We start from the raw sequence: 24,600 nt of genomic DNA, 5'->3' as shown, positions 1-24,600 counted from the left end.
TTTCCTTTTAGATGGTGTTGTAAAGTTTTTAAGTAACACTTCTGTAAAATGCGTGAAATTTATACGACAAGGATCTGTTATGGCAATTACCGTCTATTATGACAAAGATTGTGATTTAAGCATTATTCGCTCAAAAAAAGTAGCGATGATCGGATTTGGCTCTCAAGGACATGCACATGCGGAAAATCTTCGCGACAGCGGCGTAGAAGTCGTCGTCGGTCTTCGCAAAGAAGGCAGTTCATGGGCGAAAGCGGAAGCAAAAGGATTTAACGTGATGAGCGTTGCCGAAGCGACGAAATATGCCGACGTGATTATGATTTTGTTACCGGACGAGATGCAAAGCGACGTTTTTGCTGCGGAAATCAAACCCAACTTAAGTGCCGGCAAAGCGATTGCATTCGGACACGGTTTTAACATCCACTACGGTCAAATTATCACTCCTAAAGGCGTCGATTGCATTATGATCGCTCCTAAAGCACCCGGTCATACGGTTCGAAGCGAGTTTGTAAACGGTGGTGGTATTCCTGATCTTATCGCAGTCGATCAAGATGCAACTGGCACTGCAAAAGCACTTGCACTAAGCTATGCTTCAGCTATCGGTGGTGGTCGTACAGGTATTATTGAAACAACCTTCAAAGACGAAACAGAGACCGATCTTTTTGGTGAGCAAGCGGTTCTTTGTGGTGGTGTTACCTCTTTGGTTGAAGCGGGTTTCCAAACGTTGGTTGAAGCGGGTTACGAACCTGAGATGGCATACTTTGAGTGTTTACATGAACTTAAACTCATCGTTGACTTGATGTACCAAGGCGGTATTGCCGATATGCGTTACTCTATCTCTAACACCGCAGAGTATGGTGACTATGTGAGTGGAAAACGTGTGATCAACGCTGAATCAAAAGCAGCGATGAAAGAGATCTTGGCTGAGATCCAAGACGGTCGTTTTGCGAAAGATTTTATTTTAGAGCGCAAAGCAGGATACACTCGCATGAACGCAGAGCGCGCTAAAACAGAGAGAAGCCTCCTTAACAAAACAGGTGAGAAACTCAGAGCGATGATGCCTTGGATTACTTCTAAAAAAATCATCAACAAAGACAAAAACTAACGTTTCGGTTCTTTCACAATGCGATGGCGAAAGAACCGAAAATAACACGCAAAGTGTGTGGGTTTTCTAGCGAAGAAAACCCGCTTTTTAACGTCATGTCGGGTGTTTTACTCTCAACAACGGCGTAAAGAGTTCGAGGAACTCTATCTTGATTTATTCAAAGAGGTTACATGGGTATAGTTATTACCGTAACGTCGGGTAAAGGCGGGGTCGGCAAATCCACCACTACCGCCAATCTTGCCGTCGGACTTGCAAATTTGGGCAAAAAAGTGGTTGCTATCGACTTTGATATCGGGCTTAGAAATCTTGACATGATTTTGGGGCTTGAAAATCGTATCGTCTATGACGTCGTCGATGTTATGGAAGGGCGATGTAACCTTGCGCAAGCGTTGATCAACGATAAAAAATCGAAAACGCTTTATTTTTTACCCGCAAGCCAAACCAAAGATAAAGATATTTTAAATAAAGATAAAGTCAAAGCGTTGATCGAAAATCTCAAAGAGAGTTTTGATATCGTGATGATCGATTCGCCTGCGGGTATTGAAAGCGGGTTTGAACACTCGATTTTTTTAGCCGACCGTGCATTAATCGTTTCGACGCCCGATGTCAGTTCTGTTCGCGATGCCGATAGGGTTATCGGTATTATCGATGCGAAAAGTGAAAAAGCTACCAATGGACAAGAGGTCGAAAAACACATTATCATCAATCGTATCAAACCTGAAATGGTCGATGCGGGTAATATGCTAAGCGTCGAAGACGTTTTAAGTATTTTAGCGCTCCCGTTGATCGGTATCGTCCCCGACGATGAAGATATTATTACCTCCACCAACACGGGTTCGCCTATCGTCAATAAAGACAAATCCCTCTCTGCCGAAGCTTATCGCAATATAGCCCGTCGTATTTTGGGCGAAGATGTGGAATTTTTGGATATTCGTGCAAAGAAAGGAATTCTTGCAACGTTGAAAGGAATCTTTAAATGAGTTTCTTGGATAGTTTTTTCGGTCGTAACAAAAACAGTGCCGATGTCGCCAAAAACCGTTTGAAGATTATGCTTGCCCATGAAAGGGCGAGCTGCAAACTTCCCTATATGGACGACTTGCGCAACGATTTGATTGCGGTTATTCGTAAATATACCAAAGTTGAAGACGTGAAAATTACCTCGCAGACAAATCAAAATCTTGAGTTATTAGAGGTCGAAGTTATTCTTGGAAAGTAGTGTGTAAGCAGTGATGGTAAAGAAAAATAAAGAAAAGAGTTCCAATAACGTTGCCTCTTCGCCTAAAGAAGTGCGTTCGCGTACATTGAAACGATACAGTCTGATAGTAATGTTGATCATGACCGTTATGATCCTCTCCTTCGGAGTTTACGTCTACATGACGACTTCGTATGCGCATTATCAAACGGTGCAAAAGCAAAACAGTGCTTCTAGCGAAGAGTTGATGCGTAAAATGAAACAGATGCTTGACGATGAAAAAACGCGTTTAGCGTCTTTGACTACGCCTCCTCCTGCTCTTGAAGAAACCAACGTGAGCCGATCCGAAGAACTCCCGATACCTCCGGAACAGAAACTAGAACAAAATGCTTCCGTAGAGACTCTTGAACACAATGTAACGACACCTTTGCATAAAGAAGAAGAGCCTAAAACGCCGATTCTTTCCGAAGCTCAAGACTACGAGCAAAACGTCAAAGCCGCTAAAACGACGAAACACTCCGAAGTGATGCGAAAAACGTATCCTGCCGGAACGACGCCGCGTTTAGCGATTATTATCGACGACGTATCGTTTCCGTGGCAAACGCGCTTGATTAAAGAAATTCCCTATAAAGTGACGCCTTCTTTCTTCCCGCCGACCAAAGGACATCCCGAGACCGTGCGCCTCTCGTACGAGTTTGAGTTTGCGATGATTCACCTTCCGATGGAGTCGAAAAACTATTCGTCTCCGGAACCGGATACCTTAACGACGCTCGATTCGAGCGACGTGATTGAAAAGCGTATTAGCCGTATTAAAGCATGGTTTCCTCATATCAAATACTACAATAACCATACGGGCGGAACGTATACTGCCGATTATAACGCGATGGATCGTTTGATTAAAGTGATGAAAGCACGCGATTTACTCTTTGTCGATAGCCGAACGATCGGTAATTCGAAAGTCGGTGCGGTATGCAAAAAATACGATATGTTTTGTTACTCCAGAGACGTATTTTTGGATAACAGTTTGGATAAAAGTGCGATTCGAACGCAACTCAAAGAAGCGGTTACGAAAGCAAAGAGAAACGGATACGCCATTGCGATCGGGCATCCGCATAAAAGTACGTTAGAGGTTCTGAAAGATTCGAGTGATCTTTTAGAAGGTTTGGATTTGGTCTATCTCAAAGATTTATGATGATTCAAACGATAGACTTTCATATCACGGAATGCGAAGCGATGAAAGTCTATCCCAAGAGCCTTTTTTACGTCGGCAATACCTCTTTGTTACGTCAACGAAAAATTTCGATCGTCGGAACGAGACACCCGTTTGCCTATACCAAGACGATGACGCATACGCTTGCTTCAAAACTTGCGAACGCGGGTGCGTGCATCGTAAGCGGAGGGGCGCAAGGCGTTGATGCAACTGCACATTGGGGTGCCGGTTTCGATAAAACGATTATGGTTGCCGGAACGGGTTTGGATATTCGCTACCCTTCGATCAATCGTAAAATGATTGAAGCGATTGAATCTCAAGGATTGGTTTTGAGCCAATTTGAAGCGGGTGCTCCTTCTTTAAAATGGGCATTCCCCCAACGAAACGAATTGATCGTTGCATTAGGTGAAGCGTTAATCGTAGCGCAAGCCGACCGCAAAAGCGGAACGATGCACAGTATTCACTATGCGCTTCAAATGCAAAAGCCCATTTTTGTTTTTCCGCATCGCTTGGGCGAGAGCGAAGCGACGAATGATTTACTACGTCAAGGGCTAGCAACGCCGATTTTAGATATTGATGCTTTTGTCGAAAATTTAGGGTTTACGACGTCTACATGTCAAGACGATTTTTTACGTTATTGCGAAACGCAACCGTTATACCACGAAGCGGTTGAAAAATTTGCCGATCGAATTTTCGAGTATGAATGTTTAGGAAAAATCAAAGTTGATAACGGACGCATTATTCGCATTTAAAGGATACAACGATGGGATTTGAGTGGATTATCGCTTTTTTGGTTTTGGGTGCCGTTGTCGGCTTTATGGCGGGATTATTGGGCATCGGCGGCGGAGGTATTATGGTTCCGGCACTAACGACAATTTTTCTAGCACAAGGCGTTGCGGTCGAACAAGTCGTCCATATGGCGTTAGGCACGTCGATGGCGTCTATTGTAATGACATCGTTTGCCAGTATGCGGGCGCACCATAAACGAGGCGCGGTTCAATGGAGTATCGTTAAAATTATGGCTCCCGGCGTCGTTATCGGTACGTTTGGAGCGACGTTTTTAGCGGCGTCTATGAAATCGGCGCAACTGGCGATCTTTTTTGCGGTTTTTATGGCATACGTTTCGATTCAGATGGCCGTGGATAAAAAGCCGAAGCCTTCGCAACAAATCGTCGGAAACCAAGGACTTTTCGGCGGCGGTTTGTTTATCGGTATCGTCTCGGCACTCGTTTCGATCGGCGGCGGTTCGTTAACGGTACCGTTTTTGGTTTGGCAGAACGTCGATCTTAAAAAAGCGATTGCGACTTCGGCGGCGATAGGCTTTCCTCTATCGATTGCAGGTACGATCGGTTACATGTTAAACGGGATTTTGCAAGAAGGCAGTGCCGGTTTGCAATTGGGCTACGTTTACCTTCCTGCCGTCGTTCTCATCTCGCTCGTGAGTTTTTTTACGGCTCCGTGGGGTGCCAAAATGGCGCATAATCTTCCGGTTTCGAAATTGAAAAAGATTTTTGCGCTTTTGTTGATGGCGTTGAGTATCAAAATGTTGAGTTCGGTTTTATAAAGGCAAAACAATGGCGATAGAACAGGTAAGGGCTTATTTTCAAACGTACGGTTTGGAAAAAAAGATTATCGAATTCGACGTTTCGAGCGCAACCGTCGAGCTGGCAGCACGTGCATTGGGTTGTGAGCCTAAACAGATTGCTAAAACGCTTTCGTTTTACGACGAACGAGGCGGTGCGTTGTTGATCGTTGCCGCGGGAGACGCGAAAGTTGACAATCAAAAGTTTAAAGAACGTTTTGCGATCAAAGCGAAAATGTTGAAAGCCGAAGAGGTCGAACCTTTGGTCGGACATGCCATCGGAGGCGTTTGTCCTTTCGGTATTCGCGAAAACGTACGCGTTTTTTTAGATGTATCGTTGCAACGGTTTGATAGGGTGTATCCCGCTGCCGGAAGTGCCAACAGTGCGATTGCTTTGGATATTCCTTCGTTACAAACGTATGCACGCTCTTGCGGTTGGGTCGACGTCTGTAAAGCATGGCAGGAGTGATACCTTGAGGAAAAGGAACCCGATGAAAGGGATGATGTTAACGCTTATAGCACCTCTAGTGCTTTGGTCTGCAAGTAATCCTTTCGAGGAACAAACAATGCACGCATCGGAGGCTTGGTCGAACCGATGTTTAGAACACGTCGAAATCATCAACAAACTTTCTGCAGACCTCTTATTTGCCTCAAGTGCGTATTGCATCCAAGAGGAAAAATACGACCAAGCGGCAGATTTGTATTTGACGGCGACGGCGTACGGGTACTTTGATAGTTTACGCGTTGCCGATAAATCGGCACGCAGCGTTTTAGATACCTTAAAAGTAACCTATTTTAGCCCGCTAGATGCCAAAAAACGCGATCGTTTTGCGCAAGTTTTACGTGACAAACTGGAGCATTTAGCCTCTACATGTCGCTTTTTAGAATCGCTCGGAAAGCCCAATTATATGCCGCGCTATATGATCGAAGCGGCACAAAACCCTTTATCGCAAAAATCGCCTAACGGATTGGTCCCTAACTACAACGCCAAAGCGTTATGGGACGAAACGCGTTTGGAGTATTTGCGTTGTCGGTAAGAACCCAATGATAAAAAAGATAGCGGCAATAGATATCGGTCTAAAGCGTATCGGGGCGGCACTGTGTTTAGGCGAGTCTCTTGTCGTGCCCCAAGAAGCGATTTTACGAAAAAATCGCGATCAAGCCGCATGCGACGTGGATACGTTTTTAACGACGTGGCATATCGACTGTTTGGTCGTAGGCTTACCCAAAGGCGGCAGTAGCGAAGCGGAGATGAAGCGACGCATTGAGCATTTTGTCGGACTTTTACATTTTGGCGGTGAAGTGGTTTACCAAGACGAGTACGGAACAAGCTTGGAAGCCAAAGAGATGATGCAAGGCACAATGCGCCAAAAGCGTGACGGACGCATTGATTCGATCGCGGCTAAAGTGATTTTAGAGCGGTATTTAGAAACCTTAAAGGGATCGCATGGTTGAGTTGGAAGTGGCGGAAATTATCGGGACGATTGCTTTTGCACTCAGCGGTTTTTACGTAGCCATTAAAGAGCGTTTGGACCTTTTGGGTATTTTTATCGCTTCTTTTTTAACGGCGTTAGGCGGAGGAATCGTACGCGATACGATCGTCCAAAGAGCACCTTCTACGTTTACGCATATGCTTCCTTCATTATTGGTCATCGGTGTTATCGTTTTGAGCATTGCACTTAAATTGCATCAAAAAGACGAGATCGAAAAGACGTTTTATTTTATCATCAGCGATACGCTGGGTTTGGTCTCTTTTTCTATCTCCGGTGCGCTTATCGGGTTACAAGCGGAATTTAATTTCTTCGGCGTGGTTTTAATGGCGTTAATTACGGCCGTTGGCGGCGGCGTGCTGCGCGATATTTTACTCAATCGCGTACCTTTTTTGTTGACCAGCGAATTTTACGGTACGGTCTCTTTGCTCGTCGGTGCGATTTTATTTGCCTTTGATGCTTTTGGCATTCAAGGATACGTTGCTTTTATGGTTGTTTTTGCCTTCGGCGTTTCGCTTCGGCTACTCGCGTATTATAAAAAATGGAACTTGCCTAAAATTGGGTAGGCATTTGCTATAATTGCATTTTTTTTGAGGAGTAGCCAATGGATTTTGAAACCATGGACAAAACGTACGTGTTGCATACTTATGCAAGAAACTATGTCAATTTTAAACACGGCATCAACGCAACGTTGTTTGACGACAAGGGAAGAGATTATATCGACTTTACCAGCGGTATCGGCGTCGTCAGCGTAGGACACGGCAATCAAAGACTTGCCGATGCGATTAGCGATCAAGCACGTCATTTGATTCATACCTCAAATCTCTACATGATAGAACCTCAGGCAAAATTAGCTCAAAAGATTCATGACCTTACCGGGTTTGACGTAGCGGTTTTTTTCGGAAATTCGGGTGCGGAGGCGAATGAAGGTGCCATCAAATTAGCCCGTAAGTACGGTGAGAAAAAATTTGCCAATAAACGTTATAAAGTTTTAACCTTAGAACATTCGTTTCACGGTCGTACGATTACGACGGTGAAAGCGACGGGGCAGGAGAGTTTTCACAAAACCGCTTTTGCACCTTATCCGGAAGGATTTTCCTATACCAAAGCAATTGCGGATTTGTACAACAGTATCGATGATGAAACCGTAGCGGTGATGTTAGAGCTTGTGCAAGGCGAAGGCGGCGTGAAAGCATTTCCTAAAGAAGAGATTCAAGCTTTAGCCAAATTTTTAAAAGAAAAAGAGATTTTACTCATCATCGACGAAGTGCAAAGCGGCGTCTTTCGAAGCGGTGAATTTTTGGCGACGACCTTGTACGAGATCGAGCCGGATATTATTACGCTTGCGAAAGGTCTAGCAGGCGGCGTTCCTATCGGTGCAGTGATTACGAAACACAAAGATATTTTTGAAGCGGGCGATCACGGTAGTACGTTTGGAGGAAATTTTCTCTCGACACGTGCAGGTTTGGAAGCTTTAGCGATTTTGGAAGAGTATCAACAAAGCGGTATGCTTGATGAAGCGTTGATCCATTTCGATGCGAAATTAAAAGCGACATGTCAAGCATTTCCGAGCTTATTTGAAAGCGTAGAAGGGCTAGGTCTGATGCGAGGACTTCGATGCAAAAGCGGCGATATTTTAGCGGGCATGATTAAAAAAGCTTTCGAAGAGGGTGTCTTGGTTTTAAAAGCCGGACAAAATACGTTGCGTTTCTTGCCGCCTTTAACCATTTCCAAAGAAGAGATGGACGAGGGCTTTAAACGTTTGGAGCGTGCATGCAAGGCTCTTGGATAAACATTGAAATTTAGTGCTTACATGTACGAATGGCTCTACGGCAATCGGGGCTATTATACGCAAAAACGCATTATCGGAAAAGAGGGCGATTTTTACACCGCCGTGAGTACGAGTATGTTTTTCGGCGGATCGATTGCCAAGCGTCTGATTTCGACGATTCAAAGCGGCTTTTTAAGCCCGACATGTCATGTCGTTGAAATCGGTGCGCATAAAGGGTATTTGCTTGCCGATATGATTCAGTTTATCTACACGCTGAAACCGGAGTGGCTGAAAACGCTACGCTTTGTCATCGTTGAACCTTTTGTGCAAAACGAGCTCATGCAAAAAGCCTATTTCCAAGAAGCGTTTGGCGATGCCGTTACGCTCAGGCATGTCAAATCCTTGGAAGAAGTCAATGTAGAAGAAGCTTTCTTTGTTGCAAACGAGATTTTCGACGCTTTTGCATGTGAAGTGATTTACGATGACACAATGTTATATATCGAAGAGAATCGAGCGGTGTTTAAACCGATGGACGAACCGACTTCCCTTAAAGCAAAAGAGTACGGCGTTCGTAAAGGCGAATTGTGTTTAGCGTATGAAGCCTTTGCCGCTTCGATGGCTCACAGTGCCGATCGTTTAGAATTTGTCACGTTTGACTACGGGCAAAAAGAGGCTCGCGAAGATTTTTCGCTTCGCGTTTACGCTAAGCATCATGTTTATCCTTTTTTTGCTTTAAGCGATCTTGTCGAAGGTTCGCAGCGTGAAGGGTATACGTTTGATACCTTTTTTGCCGATGCGGATCTTACGTATGACGTCTGCTTTGCCCACGTGTTTCAAGCCTTTGAAAAAAGCGGTCTGTATGTAGAAAAATTTTGTTCTCAAATGAAAGCATTGGTCGATTTCGGCTTGATCGAACTGTTAGATCTTTTTGCCCAAAAAACGACAAAAGAGGCTTACAATCGAGAGAAAAATCGTGTCAAAACGCTCATTGACCCCGCTTTTATGGGTGAACGCTTTAATATGGCGTGTTTTCGAAAAGGAGCATTGAAATGCAGTTAATCATCAACGGAGTTTTGCAAGAAACCAATGCGAGAACGATTCAAGCTTTGATAGTGGATTTGGATATTGAGACGAAAGTGATGGCTGCCGCGGTCAATATGAACGTTATCAAAAAAGAGCAGTGGAGCTCTTTTGAGCTTCACGAAAACGATAAAGTCGAATTTTTACAATTTGTGGGCGGAGGTTAATGCCAGAGTCGACGCTGACGCTTTTTTCCTTCGATCACGGCGACGGCAACGGCAAAACCATTTTCATGCGTAATAGATAAGGAAACATCGCTAATTTCGTACGTTTCAACGAGGTGGCGTGAAAGCGTAAACGAGGGTGCGTTGCGTGCATCTTTAAGAATTTTAATATCCATAAATCCGCATTGTCCGCAAATCCCGATACCTAATGCTTTCGAAATCGCTTCTTTTGCGGCATAAAAACCAGCCGCCGTGACGTCGTTTTGCACCAGTGCGAGTTCTTCTTCGGATAAAAATTTTGCGAACGCTTTATTGCCGAAGCGTTCGCGCATATGCGTTATGCGTGCGATGGATACGAGATCAATCCCGATCATTGAACCACGAAATCGGTAAAATAGATATTTTTCACTTGTCCGTCGGAAAGGTTCTCGTTAATTTTATCCAATACTTCTTCTTTGAGCTTGTCCTTGCCTTTGAGCGTACTGACTTCCTCAAACGTTTTAGACGAGAACGTGCGAATAATAATATCGCGAATGAGAGATTTTTTGTGATCCATTTCAGGTTGCAATTTAGCGTCGCTGAGTTCTAAATCGATGGAGACTTTTAAGAATCGATTGCCGCTTTCGCTGAGTAAGTTGACGACAAAAGGCGTCATCGGATACATCGGTCCTACGGTTAAGTGGTCGGTCGATTTTTTACTGCCGCTTTTTTTAGGTGCCGCTTTGGTTTCTTGCGGTGCCGCCGCATGTCCGGCATCCGCGCTAGCTTCGTCGTGAGAGCCGCTTAAAAGTAAAAATGCCGCCGCTCCGCCGCCGACCAACAAAAGTACCAACAATGCTATAATCACGATAAGAACGGTATTACCTTTTGCTTTTTTCTCAACGACGGCTTCGCCGTCTTCAGGTTTTTTACCTGCCATTTTCTTCCTTTTTAATCCAAATAAATTTCGTATAAGACATATCGTCTAAACGATAATTTTTTTTACATCCATTCGATTAATTTTGAGACTTCGTCGATAGGATAACACTTAACGCCATCAAGCGGTTCAAGCGGTAGTGAAGGAACGATCGCTTTTTCGAAGTGTTGAGATTTTGCTTCTTTGAGGCGTAAATCGAGGTTAAAAATATCGCGTACGTCCCCGATTAATGAAACTTCTCCGATAAAAACGGTGTCTTTGCTGATCGGTCGGTTGCGATACGAGCTGATAATAGCGGCGATAATCGCCAAATCCGCCGACGTTTCGCTGATTTTAATACCGCCGGCGATGTTGACGAAAACATCGTACTGGTTAAACGGAAGGTCGAGTTTGCGCTCCAAAAGAGCTAAAAGCATCGTGAGGCGATTGATTTCGTATCCCGTGGCACTACGCTTAGGATTGGGATAGCCGCTATCGCTGACTAAAGCTTGGACTTCCAAAACGATCGGGCGCGATCCTTCCATCAAAACGGTAATGGCGGAGCCTGCTTGCGCTTTACCTCGCGTGAAAAATTTTTTCGAGACGTCCTTGGCACTCACGAGTCCCGCTTTCGTCATTTCAAAGATACCCACTTCGCTGGTCGCTCCGAAGCGGTTTTTAAAGCCGCGCAAGAGACGGAGTTCTCTGGATGAATCACCCTCGAAATACAAAACGGTATCGACCATATGTTCTAAGACTCTAGGCCCTGCAATCGCACCTTCTTTGGTAATATGCCCGATAATAAAAATCGCGATATTGCGTTCTTTACCAAAACGCATAAGTTCAAACGTGATTTCGCGGACTTGTGAAACACTCCCGGGAGCGGAGGCGATTTTTTCGCTGTAAAGGGTTTGGATTGAGTCGATAATCAAAATTTTATACGGATGTTTTTCAAGCTCCGTAAAAATCGTATCGAGTTTAATTTCCGAAAGCAGATAGAGGGCTTCGTAGTTGCTATCGACGCGATTGGCTCGAAGTTTGATTTGACTTGAGGACTCTTCGCCGCTGACGTAAAGCACTTCTTTGCCTTCACGCGCCAAGTTTCCCGCAATTTTCAACAATAAAGTCGATTTTCCGACTCCGGGGCTGCCTCCGATCAACGTGAGACTTCCTTCGACGATACCGCCGCCGAGGACGAGATCGAGCTCTTTGTCTCCCGAACTAAAACGTTCAATTTGCTCGTACGTCACCTCGGTAATAGAAACGGCACGGCTTTGTGCGGAATCGGGTTTTGAGCCGGTCTCTTTTAACACGTCGATTTGTTTTTGCGAAAGTTCGATAAATTCGTCCCAAGCACCGCAATTGGGACATTTTCCCAACCACTTAGCACTTTGGTGACCGCACGCTTGGCACTCGAAAAGAATTTGTTTTTTAGCCATGGTTGGGCGTAAAAATGGCGTCTAAAATCGTATCGACATATTCGTCGGAATTGAAAGGAATCAAGTCGTCTTTTCCCTCGCCGACGCCGACGTAGAGAATCGGAAGTTCCAACGCTTTGGCGATGCCGAAAAGCGACCCGCCTTTGGCTGTACCGTCTAGTTTGGTGATAATGATCGCATCGATGCCGATCATCTCGTGGAAAGCTTTGGCTTGATTAATCGCAGACGTGCCTTGCGTACCGTCTAAAATCAAAATTTTGCGGTGCGGAGCACCAAGAAGTGCTTTATCGCAAATGCGTACGATTTTTTTGAGTTCGTTTGCCAAATTGACCTGATTGTGCAAACGCCCTGCCGTATCGATAATGACGCGGTCGATTTTTTTGGCGATTGCGGAGCTAATCGTATCGTATGCGACGGCTGAGGGATCGTGCCCTTGCGCGGTGTAAACGATACCGACATCCACGCGCTCTGCCCAACTTTTCAATTGTTCGATCGCCGCGGCTCTAAAAGTATCCGCCGCACCCAACAATACGCTTTGAGAAGCTTTTTTATAATTATGTGCCAGTTTGGCGATCGTCGTCGTTTTTCCCGCTCCGTTGACACCAATTACCAGCTCCACGAACGGTGTTTGTTCCGATGAACGTTCGGGCATTGGATAGGTAAAATAGGCTTTTAAAACGCGTCTTACGTCGGCTCTTGCGATGGAGGAAGCAGGTGGAAGATAGTAAAGAATCTCTTCGACGAGTTCATAGGGAATATCCGACTCGATGAGAATCTCTTCCAAAAGCGTTTTATCGATTTTCTCGACGCGTTCGGGCAGAATATCTTTAATCGAACCGAGTGTTTTTTCGAGTCCTTTTTTAATAAAACTAAACATTAAAGCACTTTTTTAATATCGGCTTCGATCATCTCTTCGGGAATAGCACCGACGTAATGCGTGGAGTATTTGCCGTTTTTATCGTAGAGAAACATTAACGGAATATTTTTAACGCCGCCGACGCTTTGCGCAAATTTAAAATTTTCGATACCGTTGACGATAACATAGTTAATGGCATTGTATTGAATAAAACTGTTGAGTTCTTCTTGCGACTTGTTTTCCTCTAATAGAACGCTTAAAATCACTAAACGGTCTTTGTATTTGTCTTGAAGGTTATTGAGATGGGGAATTTCGGCTTTGCACGGAGGACACCATGTGGCGAAAAAATTGACTAAAACAACTTTGTCTTCGTAGCCCGAAAATCGAAATCCTTTCTCGATCGGCGTTACGACGATTTCTTTTCCGTTGACATCGTGTAGAACGATTTTTTCTGCTTTCGCTTCTTTCACTTCTTCTTGCACTTTAGCGGGTTCGGTTTGGTTATCGGTTTTCTTTTTTTCGGAAGAACACCCTCCTAAGAGTAGAAGCGTCGAGACAAGTAACAAGGTTGCCCAAAGTTTCATTATGGTCCTTTTTTTAGATTATAAAGGATATGATTGTAGTCAAACAAGCCTTAAAGTGACAACAATGGAAAAAATTAAGTTCGAAAGCAAATCCCATTTTCGAGCCTTTGCAAGAGCAAAACTCGAAACTTTAAACGGTTGTTACAGGCGGGATAAAGTGCTCCAGCGTCAACTCTCTTCTTTTCTTTTTCATATGCGCGTCCGTTCGATTCTCTTGTACAATCCGCTTGCAATCGAAGCGGATATTCGTAGCGTTATTCATACATGTAGGCGTAGAAAATGCAAGGTATATGTTCCGTTTATGGAAGGTATTAGTTTCAAGATGGTAGAATGGAGATTGCCTTTAGAAAAGAGAGTCTTTAACATCTTAGAGCCCAAAAACTCTTTTAAGTTAAAGCCCAAGATTGATCTTGCCGTGGTGCCCGTCATCGGGGTTGACGGGGCATTCAAAAGAGTGGGTTTCGGGAAGGGAATGTACGATCGTTTCTTTCAAACCCTCGCTAAAAAGCCTCCTATCGTTTTTATTCAAAGGGAGTTGTGTATGACGCAAAGCCGTTTATCCGAAGAACACGATATTGCAGCCGATATTTATTTAACCCCGTATCATACTATCATCAAAAGAGGGGAAAATGGTCCTAGAGTCGTTAGCCGTAGGTGGAGCCGCATTAGTCAGCGGCGTTGCGGGATTTTTCATCGCCAAGAAGATGGAAGCCGCAAATTATGAGATACATGTCGCTCAAGCAAGAGCCAAAGCTAAAGCCATCGAGCATGAAGCGGAACTGATTCTTAGTAATTCGAATTTAAAAGTCAAAGAGGCGGAATTAGAAGCCAAACGTAAGTACGAAGATCGCACGATCGCTCTTAAAAAAGAGCATACCGACAAAATGCTGGAATTAGAGAAAAAAGAGCGTAGTTATAAAGAAGAATTGAAAAAAGTCGGTAAAGAGCGTGAAGAACTTGAACAACTTCACGGAAATGCGACGAGTTTATACGAAGAGGGATTGCAGCTCAAAGAAGAGTACGCCCAAAAAGTCAATGAAGCGTTAATCGTTTTAGAGCGATCCGCGGGCTTGACGCAAAACGAAGCCAAAGAGATTGTTCTTGCCAAAGTCGAAGAGCAATCGCGTGCGGAAATCGCGCATACGACGCGTCGATTGGAAGAGGAAGCCAAACAAGACATCAAACGTCGCGTGAATTATATCTTAGCGCAAGCTACGACGCGTTTTGCGGGCGAATTTGCCGCGGAACGTTTGATCAACGTCGTCAATATTAAAGACGACGAGCTCAAAGGGCGTATTATCGGTAAAGAAGGACGTAATATTAAAACCCTTGAGATGCTTTTAGGTGTCGATATTATCATCGATGATACGCCAAACGCGATTATTTTAAGCAGTTTTAATCTTTACAGACGTGCCATTGCGACGAAAGTCATTGAGCTTTTAGTGCAAGACGGCAGAATTCAGCCGGCACGTATTGAAGGCATTTACGAAAAAGTTAAGGACGAATTTGACCAAGGGTTGATGGAAGAGGGTGAAAATATTATCATCGATCTAGGGCTTTCAAAAATGCATCCGGAAATCGTCAAATTGATCGGTCGCCTTAAATTTAGAGCCAGCTACGGCCAAAATGCACTCGGTCACTCTTTGGAAGTCGCGCACTTAGCCGGCATCATTGCGGCAGAAACCGGCGGTGACGTACTGTTGGCAAGACGCGCCGGTATCCTACACGATATCGGTAAGGCATTAACGCATGAAACGGCGGGTAGCCATGTCGATTTGGGCGCGGAGATTTGCCGACGCTACAAAGAGCATGATGTCGTTATCAATGCGATTTACGCGCATCACGGTCACGAAGAACCGACTTCCGTCGAATCGGCTGCCGTATGCGCCGCCGATACGCTTTCCGCCGCACGTCCGGGCGCACGACGCGAAGTTTTGGAGAGCTTTTTGAAACGGGTTCAAGACATTGAAGAGATCGCCAAAAACAAACAAGGCATTAAACAAGTCTATGCCATCAATGCCGGTCGTGAAATTCGCGTAATCGCCAACGCCAAGCTTATTAACGACGACGAAGCGGTTTTATTGGCGAAAGAGATCGCACAAGAGATCGAAAACAAAGTTCAATATCCCGGCGAAATTAAAGTCAACGTCATTCGCGAATTGCGTGCGGTCGACTTTGCGCGCTAAATTTTAACCTAAAGCAAGAGACACGTTCTCTTGCCTTTATCGGATTTTTATGCCAGTACACTACGACTTTAAAACGCTTTTTCGTTTCATCAAACCCTATAAAAAAGAGCTTATTACCGCTAATATCGTCGCTTTTGTCGCGGCAATCGTTAATACGCCCGTTCCGCTTTTAATGCCGATGCTCGTGGATGAAGTCCTGCTGAAAAAACCGGGATTTTTAACCCGCACGATCGATACTTATTGTACGCACCTTCAAAGTCCCGTTGTTTACATCGGTATCGTTTTACTGAGCGTCATTTTTTTAAGATTTGTTTTTTTTCTTTTAAATTATTGGCAAACCAAACTCTTTACGATCGTTTCCAAAAACGTTGCATTTCGCGTTAGGGAAGAGGCGTTGCACCATTTACAAAATGTGGCGATGAATCAGTTCGAGTCTTTCGGTGCTGGAAAAGCAGCATCGCTGTTGGTCACGGATATCGAGACGATCGATACGTTTTTAGGCGTTTCCGTCAGTCGGTTGATTATCTCTATTTTAATGATTTTGGGTGTGGGATCGGTACTGTTATGGATTCATTGGCAGTTGGCTCTTTTTATCTTGATTTTAAATCCGATCGTCATCGTTTTTACGACGAAATTCGCAAAAAAAGTCGCACAACTGAAAAAAGAGCAAAACAAGGCGTTTGAACTGTTTCAAGACGCATTAAACGAAACCTTGGAGATGTTTGTTCAGATTCGCTCCACCAATAAAGAAAAGCTTTTTTTTGACAAGGTGCATAACCACTCTCGCTCGATTAAAGAACATTCCATTACGTTTACCTATAAAAGCGACGGAGCCAATCGTTTTTCATTCTTGATTTTTCTTTCTGGCTTTGAACTTTTTCGCGCCGCAAGTATTTTTGTGGTCGCTTATTCGGATTTAAGCATCGGATTGATGTTGGCGATTTTCGGATATTTGTGGGTTTTAATGCCTCCGATGCAAGATATTTTAAATATCCAGTATGCTTACCACAATGCACAAAAATCGCTTGATCGCATTAACGAAGTTTTTGCATTATCGCTTGAGAAAAAAGGGCAACACCTACACAATCCTTTTATCGGTACGCAAACGAATGCGATTGACGTTAAAGACTTGAGTTTTAGTTATGACGGAGAGAAAAAAATCTTAGAGCATATCGATTTGCACATTCCAAAGGGATCGAAAATTGCTATAATAGGCGCGAGCGGAAGCGGAAAAACAACCTTAGCGCATCTTTTGGTTGGACTTTATCCTGTGGATGAGGGAGACATTGCGTTTGACGGCGTTTCGATTCGAACGATCGGTTTAGACGTCGTACGCGATCATCTTTTTTTGGTTTTGCAAAATCCGCAGCTTTTCAATGCGACGATCGCGCAAAATTTGATGATCGACGCGACATGTGAAGAGAGCTTGGTCAAAGATGCATTACGTATCGCGCAGCTTGATACGCTGATCGACGAGTTGCCCGAAGGGCTTGAGACGCAAATCGGTAAATACGGTATTCGGCTTTCCGGCGGTCAAAGGCAGCGGCTTTCGATTGCGAGAATGGTCTTGCAACGTCCTAATATCGTCGTTTTAGACGAATCGACGTCGGCATTGGACGTGCATACGGAAACGAAGCTTTTTTGTGCGCTAGAGTCGTATTTGGAAGGTAAGACGACGATTATCATCGCACATCGACTCAGCACCATTAAAAAAGCCGATTATATTTACGTTTTAGACAAAGGTAAAATCGTCGAAGAGGGAACGCATGAAGTGCTCATGCAAGCCGAAGGGGCGTTTTTTAATTATGTTACGGAAAATCAAAGGAGTAAAATCTCATGAAAAAAATATGGATATACGTTATGACGGTTTTGAGTTTAAGTTCGTTAGCGTATGCATCGGCGGAAGAGAATCTTTTGGATTCGGCCAATGCCATTAAAAATATGATATACGATTCTAAAATTAAGATTCCCGAAAAAGTACGCGATAATGCCCAAGCCATCGCGATTTTTCCCGGAACGATCGAGATCAGTATGTTTCTAGGCGGTAGAACGGGCGAGGGCGTGATGGTCGTGCGCAAAGATAACGGAACATGGAGCTATCCGTTTTTCGTTAAACTCGGTGGTGCGGGTTTCGGGTTACAGTTGGGCGTCGAGAAAAAAGATATTTTGATGTTCTTTAAAAGCCGCGATATCGTTCAAAAACTTTCGAACAATAAAATGACGTTGGGCGTCGACGCTTCCGTTGCCGCTGGGCCTGCGGGAGAGAGTGCGGGAAGAGGAAGCGAAGTCGATTTTTCTTCGGAAGTGTATACCTACACGAAAACGCAAGGCGTCTTTGCGGGTGTTTCGTTTGACGGTTCGGTCATGAACCACGATTACGATAAAAATATCGAACTCTACGGCAATAGCATCTCTCCCGAACAAATTATCGAGTCGGACGGCTTAACCGCTTCGTATGCGATTGAAGAGTTCTTGAAAAGTATTCAGCGTTTAACGCACTAAGGATTTTTGTGGAAGATATTTTAACCTCCCTCTCAACGTACGGGTACCTCTTACTCTTTTTCTATTCTTTCGGCGGCGGGATGGTCGCGATTATTGCGGCGGGCGTTTTAAGTTATGCCGGACAGATGGATTTAACGCTTTCGATCGTTATCGCCGCAATCGCTAATACGATCGGAAGCGCATTTTTATTTTCGATGGGACGCTACAATAAAAAAGCGTTATTGCCTTATATTAAAGCGCATCGAAGAAAATTGGCGTTAAGCCATCTTTTGATGAAAAAGTACGGTGACAAAATTATTTTCATTCAAAAGTTTATTTACGGGCTTAAAACACTTGTACCGATGACGATCGGTATTACCAAATATCCGATCGTCAAGTTTCATTTGATTAACACCGCTGCGGCTATCGTATGGGCTCTTTCGTTAGGAATTGCCAGCTACCAAGCGGGTGAAATTTTGATGCGCATTGCCGCTTATTTTTCGAATAATCCTTTTATGGCACCGGTTATTCTTTTGAGTATCTTGGCACTCATTTGGTTTTACTTCCAAAAAGCTACCGCTAAAAAGGTTTAAGGACACTCTTGGCTTCAAACATCCTCGCGGTGTTTGAAGAAGTCCTTAGAAAATTTTATTGCTTAAAATCAGCATTTTCTCTTCGACACGGTTCATAAAGGACGTATAAACATTTTTTGAATGGTTTAGCGTAGACAATAAACTTTTCATAACGACACCTTTGTGATAAAATTTTCATCCATTTTACTAAAATTGAAAAATATGCTACAATTTTATTTCAAAATGAAATATTGGAGGCGAAGATGCCGGATATATTAGCCGTTTTGCAAAAAGTCAAAGATGTTCTCTCTCAAGAAGTCGGAGAACGGAAGGTTTTCGATAAAGACGTTGCCGAAGCCCTCGGCATCAATCAGCTGACATTGGCGACGATGAAAAATCGCTCCAAAATTCCCTATAAAGAGATTTTAGAGTTTTGCGCCAAGCGAAAAATTTCGATCAATTGGCTTTTATTCGATCAAATCGTCGAAAGTTTACAGGCCGAAACCGATAAGTATGCACGTATTCACTATTTTCGCGATATTTACGCTTCTGCCGGCGGCGGAGCGTTAAACGAAGACGAAAGCAGCGAAATGATGTATCTGGACGAAGAGATTGTCCGGAAGTTAGGCGGTATCGGAATGATTAAGCATATTCAAGCGATCAACGTTTTAGGCGATTCGATGGAACCGACGCTCTTTAGCGGAGACGTTGTTTTTATTAACCAAGAATATACGAATGCAAAAAAAGCGGGTATCTACGTCGTTTCGACGCCTGCGGGTCTTTTTATCAAGCGATTGCAGTTACATGTGAACGGTACGGTCGCATTGGTATCGGATAATGAAGCGTATGCGCCGGAGATTATGGATGCGCAAGAAGTGAACGTTTTAGGCAAAGTCGTCGGCAAACTCTCTTGTAATATTTGAGGGTAACATGTTACCCTCAAAGCGATGCTTAGCGGTCTTTCTTTGCCCAATATCCCGCCAAGATCGCGCCCGATATATTATGCCAGACGCTAAAAATCGCACCGGGAAGCGCACTTAAAGGCGTAAAGTATTTCATTGCCAATGCAACGGCAAGACCGGAATTTTGCATACCGACTTCAATCGCGACGGTTTTACAAATACGTCGATCGTATCCTAGCCATTTCGTGATCCAATATCCGCCCGCAAGTCCGCAAAGGTTGTGCAACATGATGGCTAAGATCGTCATCATACCGACCGTGGCGATATTTTGTCGATTGAGCGCGACGACGATAGCGATAATACTCACGATGGCTATCATCGAAAACGTCGCCAAGTAGGGTTCAATGCGTGCAATACGGCGAGATAAAAAATAATTAGCGACGACACCTAAGACGACCGGAACGATCACCATTTCTAAGATACTCATCAGCATACTTTGCGCGGGAACCGGAACTTTTTGTCCGACGTAAAGCAGGGTTAAAAAAGGTGTCGCGACGACGGATAAAAGCGTAGAGGTCGTCGTCATCGTGATGGAAAGAGCAACGTCGCCTTTGGCAAGATAGGTAATGACATTAGACGCCGTACCGCCCGATACGGCACCGACGAGTACCATACCGATTAACAGTTCGGTGGAAAATCCAAACAACTTTGAGAGCAAAAACGCCGCTAGCGGCATGATGAAAAACTGCAATCCGACGGTAATCGCAATAATTCGAGGCGATTTCAGTACGCGTGCAAAGTCTTCAAGGCGCAAGGTAATGCCCATAAAAAACATCACGGCGATCAGCAGTGTTGAAATATGCATTTTATAGGGTGTAAAATACGCGGGCATTTGATAAGCCAAGAGCGAGAAAAAAAGTGCCCAAAGCGGGAAGAGTGCATTGATACGGTGGATCATAGTAAAACCTTTCTTTAATAAAAGCCATTCTGTAGGATAACGTTCATTTTGAGCGAAGCGAAACAGTGTGACGATACCGAATACAGGTAATGCAAACGCAACGCCGTTGGAAGATGACATGTAAGCTTTTAAGACTTACATGTCAAAAGAGTTAGAGCTTCTCTTTGATTTCGATGGAGACGATTTTATCGTTTTGTGCGATACCGTCGAGCGTTTTAAAACTCTCTTTGTCGTCTTTTTCAATGCCGCCGAAAACCGTATGCACGCCGTCAAGATGAGGGCAGTCTACGAAGCAGATAAAAAACTGACTGCCGCCGGTGTTGGGACCCGCATGTGCCATAGAGATAACGCCTCGTTTGTGTTTACTTTTTTGTCCTTTACATTCGCAGGCAATCGACCAACCCGGACCGCCCGTACCGCGACCGTTAGGGCAACCGCCTTGTGCCATAAAGTTTTTAATGACGCGATGAAACGTAAGACCGTCGTAAAATTTATCGTTGGCGAGTGTCGCAAAATTGGCAACGGTGTTGGGCGTCTCTTCTGTATTGAGTTTCAGGACGATTTTCCCTTTTTCAGTCGTAATAATTGCGTAAGCAAATGCCGCACGTTGTTCTTGCGTATAGTCGTAGGTTTTAAGTCCCGACATAGGTTTCCTTTAATGAAGTAAGATTATGTAAAGATTTATTATAACAAATTTATGCTCTGATAAGCTTATGCCCTACAGACGATCGTCTTTGGATACTGCGGTGATTCTTCGGTTCGCGCAATCGCGGATATGCGTTGTAAAACCTCCATTTTACCGTGACGTTTTGCAAATTCGACCAAAATTTTATCCGTCGGGAAAAAACGACAATACTCCAAAAACGTCTTTTCCCAGTCGATTGAAGAGCTCGTGTTTGCGATCGCGTCTTCGAGTTGCGACATGTAGTATTGACGCATGATATTGGCGACGTTTTGCCGACAGACCGTGAGGCTCATATACGGCAAGATATTGGCATAAACGGCACCGTAGTGTTTGGTACTAAGCAATCGGTTTTGCTCTTCTTGGAAGGCGATTTTGAGTTGCTCCAGTGTAACGATCGGTGCATAATTGGTCTGTAAACGGTATTGTTCTTGAAGCTTAACGGCTTCAAAAAGGCGATGATGTTCAAGGTGCTCTTCGAGAATCATCAATGCTTTTGAAACTTCTTTGAGACGATTGGCTTGATGGCGATAGGGACTAAATTGGTGCAAAATATCGGCTAAGGTCAGGGCTTGATCAAAAAAACGGTTTTCCAATGAGACGTTGATTTCATGTTGCAGTCGTTCGGCAATTTGCAGCACTTTTTGATACAGCGGGGTATATTCCAAAAAGAGATTTTGCGCGACCAGTTTAAAATAAAAGGCGAAATTTTTTTCTTTGGCTGCATTTTCGGCGAGTGTAAAAATACCGGAACGTTTGAGCATATTTTCGATAATAGATTGCTTCTCTTCAACGTCTTCAAAAAGATGCAACGCCTCTTTGGCGCTTTCTTTGTTAAGGATAGGCTCTCGTGCTAGTAAAATTTGCGCTTTTTGGAAACTTTTTGTCCATAATGCTTCCATCGTGGCATATAAAGAACTTTTTTTCAGTGCGGGTTTTAGTTTGACCAACTGATAGGCCAGCGCGAAATGAAAACTGCGAATATAGCGGTGTAAGCTCATTAGATCAGGCTGAAGGAGGGAAAGATCGGTAAATTCCAGTTTGCATTTGGGATGGAAAAGGTATGGTTCGGCTATTTTTTGCGCTCCTTCGATTTCACCGCGTGACAAAAGTTCCATAATCGTTTTTTTCTCTTCTTCCCAAAACTCATAGATTTTTTTGGTTTCGCGATGCGTCATCAAAAAGATATTTTTGTTAAAGAGCAAAGAGGCCTCTTTGATTTGGTGCAAACGAATGTGGTTGATAAACTCCGTTTCAAATTCGCGGTGGTTGTAAAAAACGACTTCGCCCGTTTTGAAGCCGATGATAAAATACTTTTTACTACGAGCAAGCGTCGTAATGCCTTGGTAGGGAAGATTGACATGGTATAAAATTTCCAAGGTTTTAACGTGAATCGCAAAAAGAACCGACTCGCGCGTGCCGACGTAGAGAAATTTTTGACTGTGCGAAAGAATGAAGACGCAAGGCCACAAGACCGTATCGAGGAGCACTTCTTTTTCGATTTTTTGTAGGTAAAGGTCAATTTTGAGCAGTTTGGAATTACGGGTAATCGCCAAAAGATAGCGATCGTCTAAAAAAAGCATCATTTCGATGACGGCATCGAGCTTTTGTTCGAAAATGACGCTGCGCGTGTTGAGTTTGTACACGACCAACTCTTTGGTAAACGAAGCGCGTGCCGCTAGCCGATAGGTTTCGGAAACTTCCACCGCGCTGATGACGTCGCTGCTGATCGGTAAATCGGCCTGTAAACTTCCGTCCAAGGTCGAGACGACGTAAGCGCGTCCGTGTTCGTTACCGGTGATCAGATAGTTGCCGTTTTCGCTAAATGCCGCTTTGCTGATCTGTTCGTTTTTGTTGTACGAAAACGTAAAAATCGGCAAAATTTTCGAATCTACCTCGACGAGGTGCTCTACCCCTTTTTGTGAGAAAGAGATGTAGGCTAAGTGTTGCGTAATCGCAAACGGACGACGGTAATAATCGAAAAGATCGTGTTCGTAAAGATGCGATAAGGACGTACTTTTCGTGATCTTAAGCGATTCGAGATCGATTTTGTGCAGACGGCAGTCGTTATCGATGAGTTGAAGCGACATGTCGTCTTGCGCCAAATGCATACGCGAAACGGCGCTGTGTAAAATTATCTCCCTAGAACTTGGCAGCATAGTTCAAAATCCTCTTGGGGAATGACGCTGATAAGATAATGCGTCGCATAAGGCGTAATTTTGACGAGAACTTCTTGCATATGATCGATCGTTTGGATCGTTCCTTTGAACGTGATGTCTCCTTCGTAGGGAAACTTATCGAAGATGTCGGATAGGGTTTGAAAATAGTCCATTTCTTCAAAATAGACGAGTTCTTTGAGGAAAAGATTTTTTTGCGTCAACGTGACGAACGTCTCTTCTTTGACGTGGTTCATCGCCAGTGTTTCAAAAGAGGCGTTGTAACGTTCGCATCGAAACGTTTCGTCTAGCATCGCCGCGGCAAAAGGCAATTGTTTTAAAAATTCGTCTTCTTTGAGGCTTAAGGCAATATCCAAAGAAGCTTGGGTTTTTGCTTCTTGAATGCGATGCAGTTCAGTCAAATCTTGCACAATCCAGATCAATTCGCTAATGTCGCCTTTGGCATCTAAAATGGGAACGACGGTCGTGTAATGATACAGAGGCGAAAGTGTGTGCGTTTGGTTGATGAGCAGCCCTTGCCAGGTTTGTTTGGCTAAAACCGTTTTCCACAAATCGGCATAGGTTTTTTTATCGGTCGAGGGATGGACTATCAGCTGGTGCGTTTTACCGACGATCTCCTCTTCTCCGTAACCCGTAGCTTGGCAAAAATTTTCGTTAACGTCGTTAATAACGCCGAATTTATCGGTTGTTGAGACGATGGTCGCTTTATCGAGGGCTTCTTTGTAGGCTTTTAAAACGGCATTTTTCAAATCCAAAGAGCGCGATTGCATTTGGGTTAGTTTTTCTAACTGGGCGTGAGCTTCGCGTAAATCGTGTTCGATTTTCCGTAACTCCTTTTTGTGGTGTATATGCTCGACGATTTTATGTAAAACTTTGAAAATTTGTTCGCTTTGCAGCGGTTTGGTAATAAAATTATCGACTCCGAGATTGATGAGCTTGACGAGGTAATCGATTTCGTTGTGTGCGGAGGTCACCAAGACGGGTTGTTCGGGATAAAGCTCTTTGATTTTCTCGATCATTTCGATGCCGTCCATTACGGGCATACGAATGTCGGTAATGACTAAATGGTATTGGTTTTTTGCGAGTTTTTGCAATCCCTCTTCGCCGTTACTCGCCAAATCGACTCGGCTGAAGATGTCGCTTAAAAAGAGGCTAACTTCTTCGCGCAAGGCGACGTCGTCTTCGACATACAAAACATTCAGATCCTTGCTCCAAGCAATGAGTTGATCAATCGCATTTTCCATAAAGCTCTCCGCATCGTTTGATGGGACTATTAT

The 24,600-nt window shown here is 44.1% G+C and carries 28 protein-coding genes; 19 read left to right on the top strand and 9 right to left on the bottom strand.

Annotated elements, in window-relative coordinates; translation table 11 throughout:
• Positions 1 to 79: 79 nt before the first annotated feature.
• The 13 genes from ilvC (at position 80) to thiS (ending at position 9,594) form a co-directional block, all read left to right on the top strand.
• On the top strand, positions 80 to 1,102 hold the full coding sequence (gene ilvC, locus UCH003_RS08700; RefSeq protein ID WP_039675160.1) for a ketol-acid reductoisomerase: 1,023 nt from the start codon (positions 80 to 82) through the stop codon (positions 1,100 to 1,102).
• 170 nt (positions 1,103 to 1,272) lie between these two features.
• Positions 1,273 to 2,082 carry a septum site-determining protein MinD gene (gene minD / locus UCH003_RS08695; RefSeq protein ID WP_039675158.1) on the top strand — a complete coding sequence of 270 codons (810 nt, stop codon included), beginning with the start codon at positions 1,273 to 1,275 and terminating at the stop codon, positions 2,080 to 2,082.
• Complete coding sequence (minE, locus tag UCH003_RS08690; protein ID WP_039675156.1) at positions 2,079 to 2,318, top strand: cell division topological specificity factor MinE; 240 nt, start codon at positions 2,079 to 2,081, stop codon at positions 2,316 to 2,318. The genes minD and minE overlap by 4 nt, the downstream gene beginning before the upstream one ends.
• A gap of 13 nt (positions 2,319 to 2,331) precedes the next feature.
• Complete coding sequence (locus tag UCH003_RS08685) at positions 2,332 to 3,486, top strand: divergent polysaccharide deacetylase family protein (RefSeq protein ID WP_060826208.1); 1,155 nt, start codon at positions 2,332 to 2,334, stop codon at positions 3,484 to 3,486.
• A complete protein-coding gene (locus UCH003_RS08680; protein ID WP_060826207.1) occupies positions 3,486 to 4,256 on the top strand; it encodes a DNA-processing protein DprA in 771 nt (256 codons plus the stop codon). Before UCH003_RS08685 ends, UCH003_RS08680 begins: the two co-directional genes overlap by 1 nt.
• An 11-nt stretch (positions 4,257 to 4,267) precedes the next feature.
• Positions 4,268 to 5,068: a sulfite exporter TauE/SafE family protein gene (locus tag UCH003_RS08675; RefSeq protein WP_060826206.1), complete on the top strand. Its 801-nt coding sequence runs from the start codon at positions 4,268 to 4,270 to the stop codon at positions 5,066 to 5,068.
• Positions 5,069 to 5,078: 10 nt separating this feature from the next.
• Positions 5,079 to 5,555: a YbaK/EbsC family protein gene (locus UCH003_RS08670; RefSeq protein WP_060826205.1), complete on the top strand. Its 477-nt coding sequence runs from the start codon at positions 5,079 to 5,081 to the stop codon at positions 5,553 to 5,555.
• Positions 5,556 to 5,652: 97 nt separating this feature from the next.
• Complete coding sequence (locus UCH003_RS08665) at positions 5,653 to 6,123, top strand: hypothetical protein (RefSeq protein WP_144441001.1); 471 nt, start codon at positions 5,653 to 5,655, stop codon at positions 6,121 to 6,123.
• 7 nt (positions 6,124 to 6,130) lie between these two features.
• Entirely contained in the window at positions 6,131 to 6,541 is a 411-nt protein-coding gene (gene ruvX, locus UCH003_RS08660) for a Holliday junction resolvase RuvX (RefSeq protein WP_060826203.1), read from the top strand.
• Positions 6,534 to 7,142 (top strand): trimeric intracellular cation channel family protein, encoded by a 609-nt coding sequence (locus tag UCH003_RS08655; RefSeq protein WP_041962535.1) that lies wholly within the window; start codon positions 6,534 to 6,536, stop codon positions 7,140 to 7,142. Before ruvX ends, UCH003_RS08655 begins: the two co-directional genes overlap by 8 nt.
• Positions 7,143 to 7,180: 38 nt before the next feature.
• Positions 7,181 to 8,368, top strand: a complete 1,188-nt coding sequence (locus UCH003_RS08650; RefSeq protein WP_060826202.1) for an aspartate aminotransferase family protein — start codon at positions 7,181 to 7,183, stop codon at positions 8,366 to 8,368.
• 3 nt (positions 8,369 to 8,371) lie between these two features.
• Positions 8,372 to 9,406: an SAM-dependent methyltransferase gene (locus tag UCH003_RS08645; protein ID WP_082709173.1), complete on the top strand. Its 1,035-nt coding sequence runs from the start codon at positions 8,372 to 8,374 to the stop codon at positions 9,404 to 9,406.
• Positions 9,397 to 9,594, top strand: coding sequence for a sulfur carrier protein ThiS (gene thiS / locus UCH003_RS08640; protein ID WP_060826200.1), 198 nt, complete (start codon positions 9,397 to 9,399; stop codon positions 9,592 to 9,594). Before UCH003_RS08645 ends, thiS begins: the two co-directional genes overlap by 10 nt.
• Here the strand turns inward: thiS and acpS are convergent.
• The 5 genes from acpS to UCH003_RS08615 form a co-directional block, all read right to left on the bottom strand.
• Complete coding sequence (gene acpS, locus UCH003_RS08635; protein ID WP_060826199.1) at positions 9,591 to 9,965, bottom strand: holo-ACP synthase; 375 nt, start codon at positions 9,963 to 9,965, stop codon at positions 9,591 to 9,593. The two genes, thiS and acpS, sit on opposite strands and share 4 nt — an antisense overlap.
• Positions 9,962 to 10,510, bottom strand: coding sequence for a flagellar basal body-associated protein FliL (fliL, locus tag UCH003_RS08630; protein ID WP_041962531.1), 549 nt, complete (start codon positions 10,508 to 10,510; stop codon positions 9,962 to 9,964). The genes acpS and fliL overlap by 4 nt, the downstream gene beginning before the upstream one ends.
• Positions 10,511 to 10,572: 62 nt before the next feature.
• Positions 10,573 to 11,925: a DNA repair protein RadA gene (gene radA / locus UCH003_RS08625; RefSeq protein WP_039675131.1), complete on the bottom strand. Its 1,353-nt coding sequence runs from the start codon at positions 11,923 to 11,925 to the stop codon at positions 10,573 to 10,575.
• Entirely contained in the window at positions 11,918 to 12,802 is an 885-nt protein-coding gene (ftsY, locus tag UCH003_RS08620) for a signal recognition particle-docking protein FtsY (protein ID WP_060826198.1), read from the bottom strand. Before ftsY ends, radA begins: the two co-directional genes overlap by 8 nt.
• Positions 12,802 to 13,365, bottom strand: a complete 564-nt coding sequence (locus tag UCH003_RS08615; protein ID WP_039675128.1) for a TlpA family protein disulfide reductase — start codon at positions 13,363 to 13,365, stop codon at positions 12,802 to 12,804. Before UCH003_RS08615 ends, ftsY begins: the two co-directional genes overlap by 1 nt.
• 64 nt (positions 13,366 to 13,429) lie before the next feature.
• On the opposite strand from UCH003_RS08615, the gene UCH003_RS08610 reads away from it, so the two are divergent.
• The 6 genes from UCH003_RS08610 to UCH003_RS08585 all read left to right on the top strand — a co-directional run bounded on the left by UCH003_RS08610 (position 13,430) and on the right by UCH003_RS08585 (position 19,527).
• Entirely contained in the window at positions 13,430 to 14,089 is a 660-nt protein-coding gene (locus UCH003_RS08610) for a 5-formyltetrahydrofolate cyclo-ligase (RefSeq protein WP_231964764.1), read from the top strand.
• Complete coding sequence (gene rny, locus UCH003_RS08605) at positions 13,995 to 15,551, top strand: ribonuclease Y (protein WP_039675125.1); 1,557 nt, start codon at positions 13,995 to 13,997, stop codon at positions 15,549 to 15,551. The genes UCH003_RS08610 and rny overlap by 95 nt, the downstream gene beginning before the upstream one ends.
• A gap of 49 nt (positions 15,552 to 15,600) precedes the next feature.
• Positions 15,601 to 17,391: an ABC transporter ATP-binding protein gene (locus UCH003_RS08600; protein WP_060826197.1), complete on the top strand. Its 1,791-nt coding sequence runs from the start codon at positions 15,601 to 15,603 to the stop codon at positions 17,389 to 17,391.
• Entirely contained in the window at positions 17,388 to 18,053 is a 666-nt protein-coding gene (locus UCH003_RS08595; RefSeq protein WP_060826196.1) for a lipid-binding SYLF domain-containing protein, read from the top strand. Before UCH003_RS08600 ends, UCH003_RS08595 begins: the two co-directional genes overlap by 4 nt.
• 8 nt (positions 18,054 to 18,061) lie before the next feature.
• Positions 18,062 to 18,625 carry a DedA family protein gene (locus tag UCH003_RS08590; protein WP_060826195.1) on the top strand — a complete coding sequence of 188 codons (564 nt, stop codon included), beginning with the start codon at positions 18,062 to 18,064 and terminating at the stop codon, positions 18,623 to 18,625.
• Between the two features lie 242 nt (positions 18,626 to 18,867).
• Positions 18,868 to 19,527 carry a LexA family transcriptional regulator gene (locus tag UCH003_RS08585; protein WP_039675117.1) on the top strand — a complete coding sequence of 220 codons (660 nt, stop codon included), beginning with the start codon at positions 18,868 to 18,870 and terminating at the stop codon, positions 19,525 to 19,527.
• A 28-nt stretch (positions 19,528 to 19,555) separates the two neighbouring features.
• On the opposite strand, the gene UCH003_RS08580 is transcribed toward UCH003_RS08585, so the two are convergent.
• From UCH003_RS08580 to UCH003_RS08565, 4 genes are all read right to left on the bottom strand, one after another.
• Complete coding sequence (locus UCH003_RS08580; protein WP_060826964.1) at positions 19,556 to 20,464, bottom strand: bile acid:sodium symporter family protein; 909 nt, start codon at positions 20,462 to 20,464, stop codon at positions 19,556 to 19,558.
• A gap of 151 nt (positions 20,465 to 20,615) precedes the next feature.
• Positions 20,616 to 21,110: a peptidylprolyl isomerase gene (locus UCH003_RS08575; RefSeq protein ID WP_041962523.1), complete on the bottom strand. Its 495-nt coding sequence runs from the start codon at positions 21,108 to 21,110 to the stop codon at positions 20,616 to 20,618.
• Positions 21,111 to 21,175: 65 nt separating this feature from the next.
• Entirely contained in the window at positions 21,176 to 23,305 is a 2,130-nt protein-coding gene (locus UCH003_RS08570) for a WD40 repeat domain-containing protein (RefSeq protein ID WP_144441000.1), read from the bottom strand.
• Positions 23,281 to 24,567 carry a hybrid sensor histidine kinase/response regulator gene (locus UCH003_RS08565; protein WP_060826193.1) on the bottom strand — a complete coding sequence of 429 codons (1,287 nt, stop codon included), beginning with the start codon at positions 24,565 to 24,567 and terminating at the stop codon, positions 23,281 to 23,283. Before UCH003_RS08565 ends, UCH003_RS08570 begins: the two co-directional genes overlap by 25 nt.
• Positions 24,568 to 24,600 lie beyond the last annotated feature (33 nt).

The organism is Sulfurospirillum cavolei (assembly GCF_001548055.1).
Taxonomy (GTDB): Bacteria; Campylobacterota; Campylobacteria; order Campylobacterales; family Sulfurospirillaceae; genus Sulfurospirillum.
This window is presented reverse-complemented; position numbering and strand designations above follow the sequence as displayed.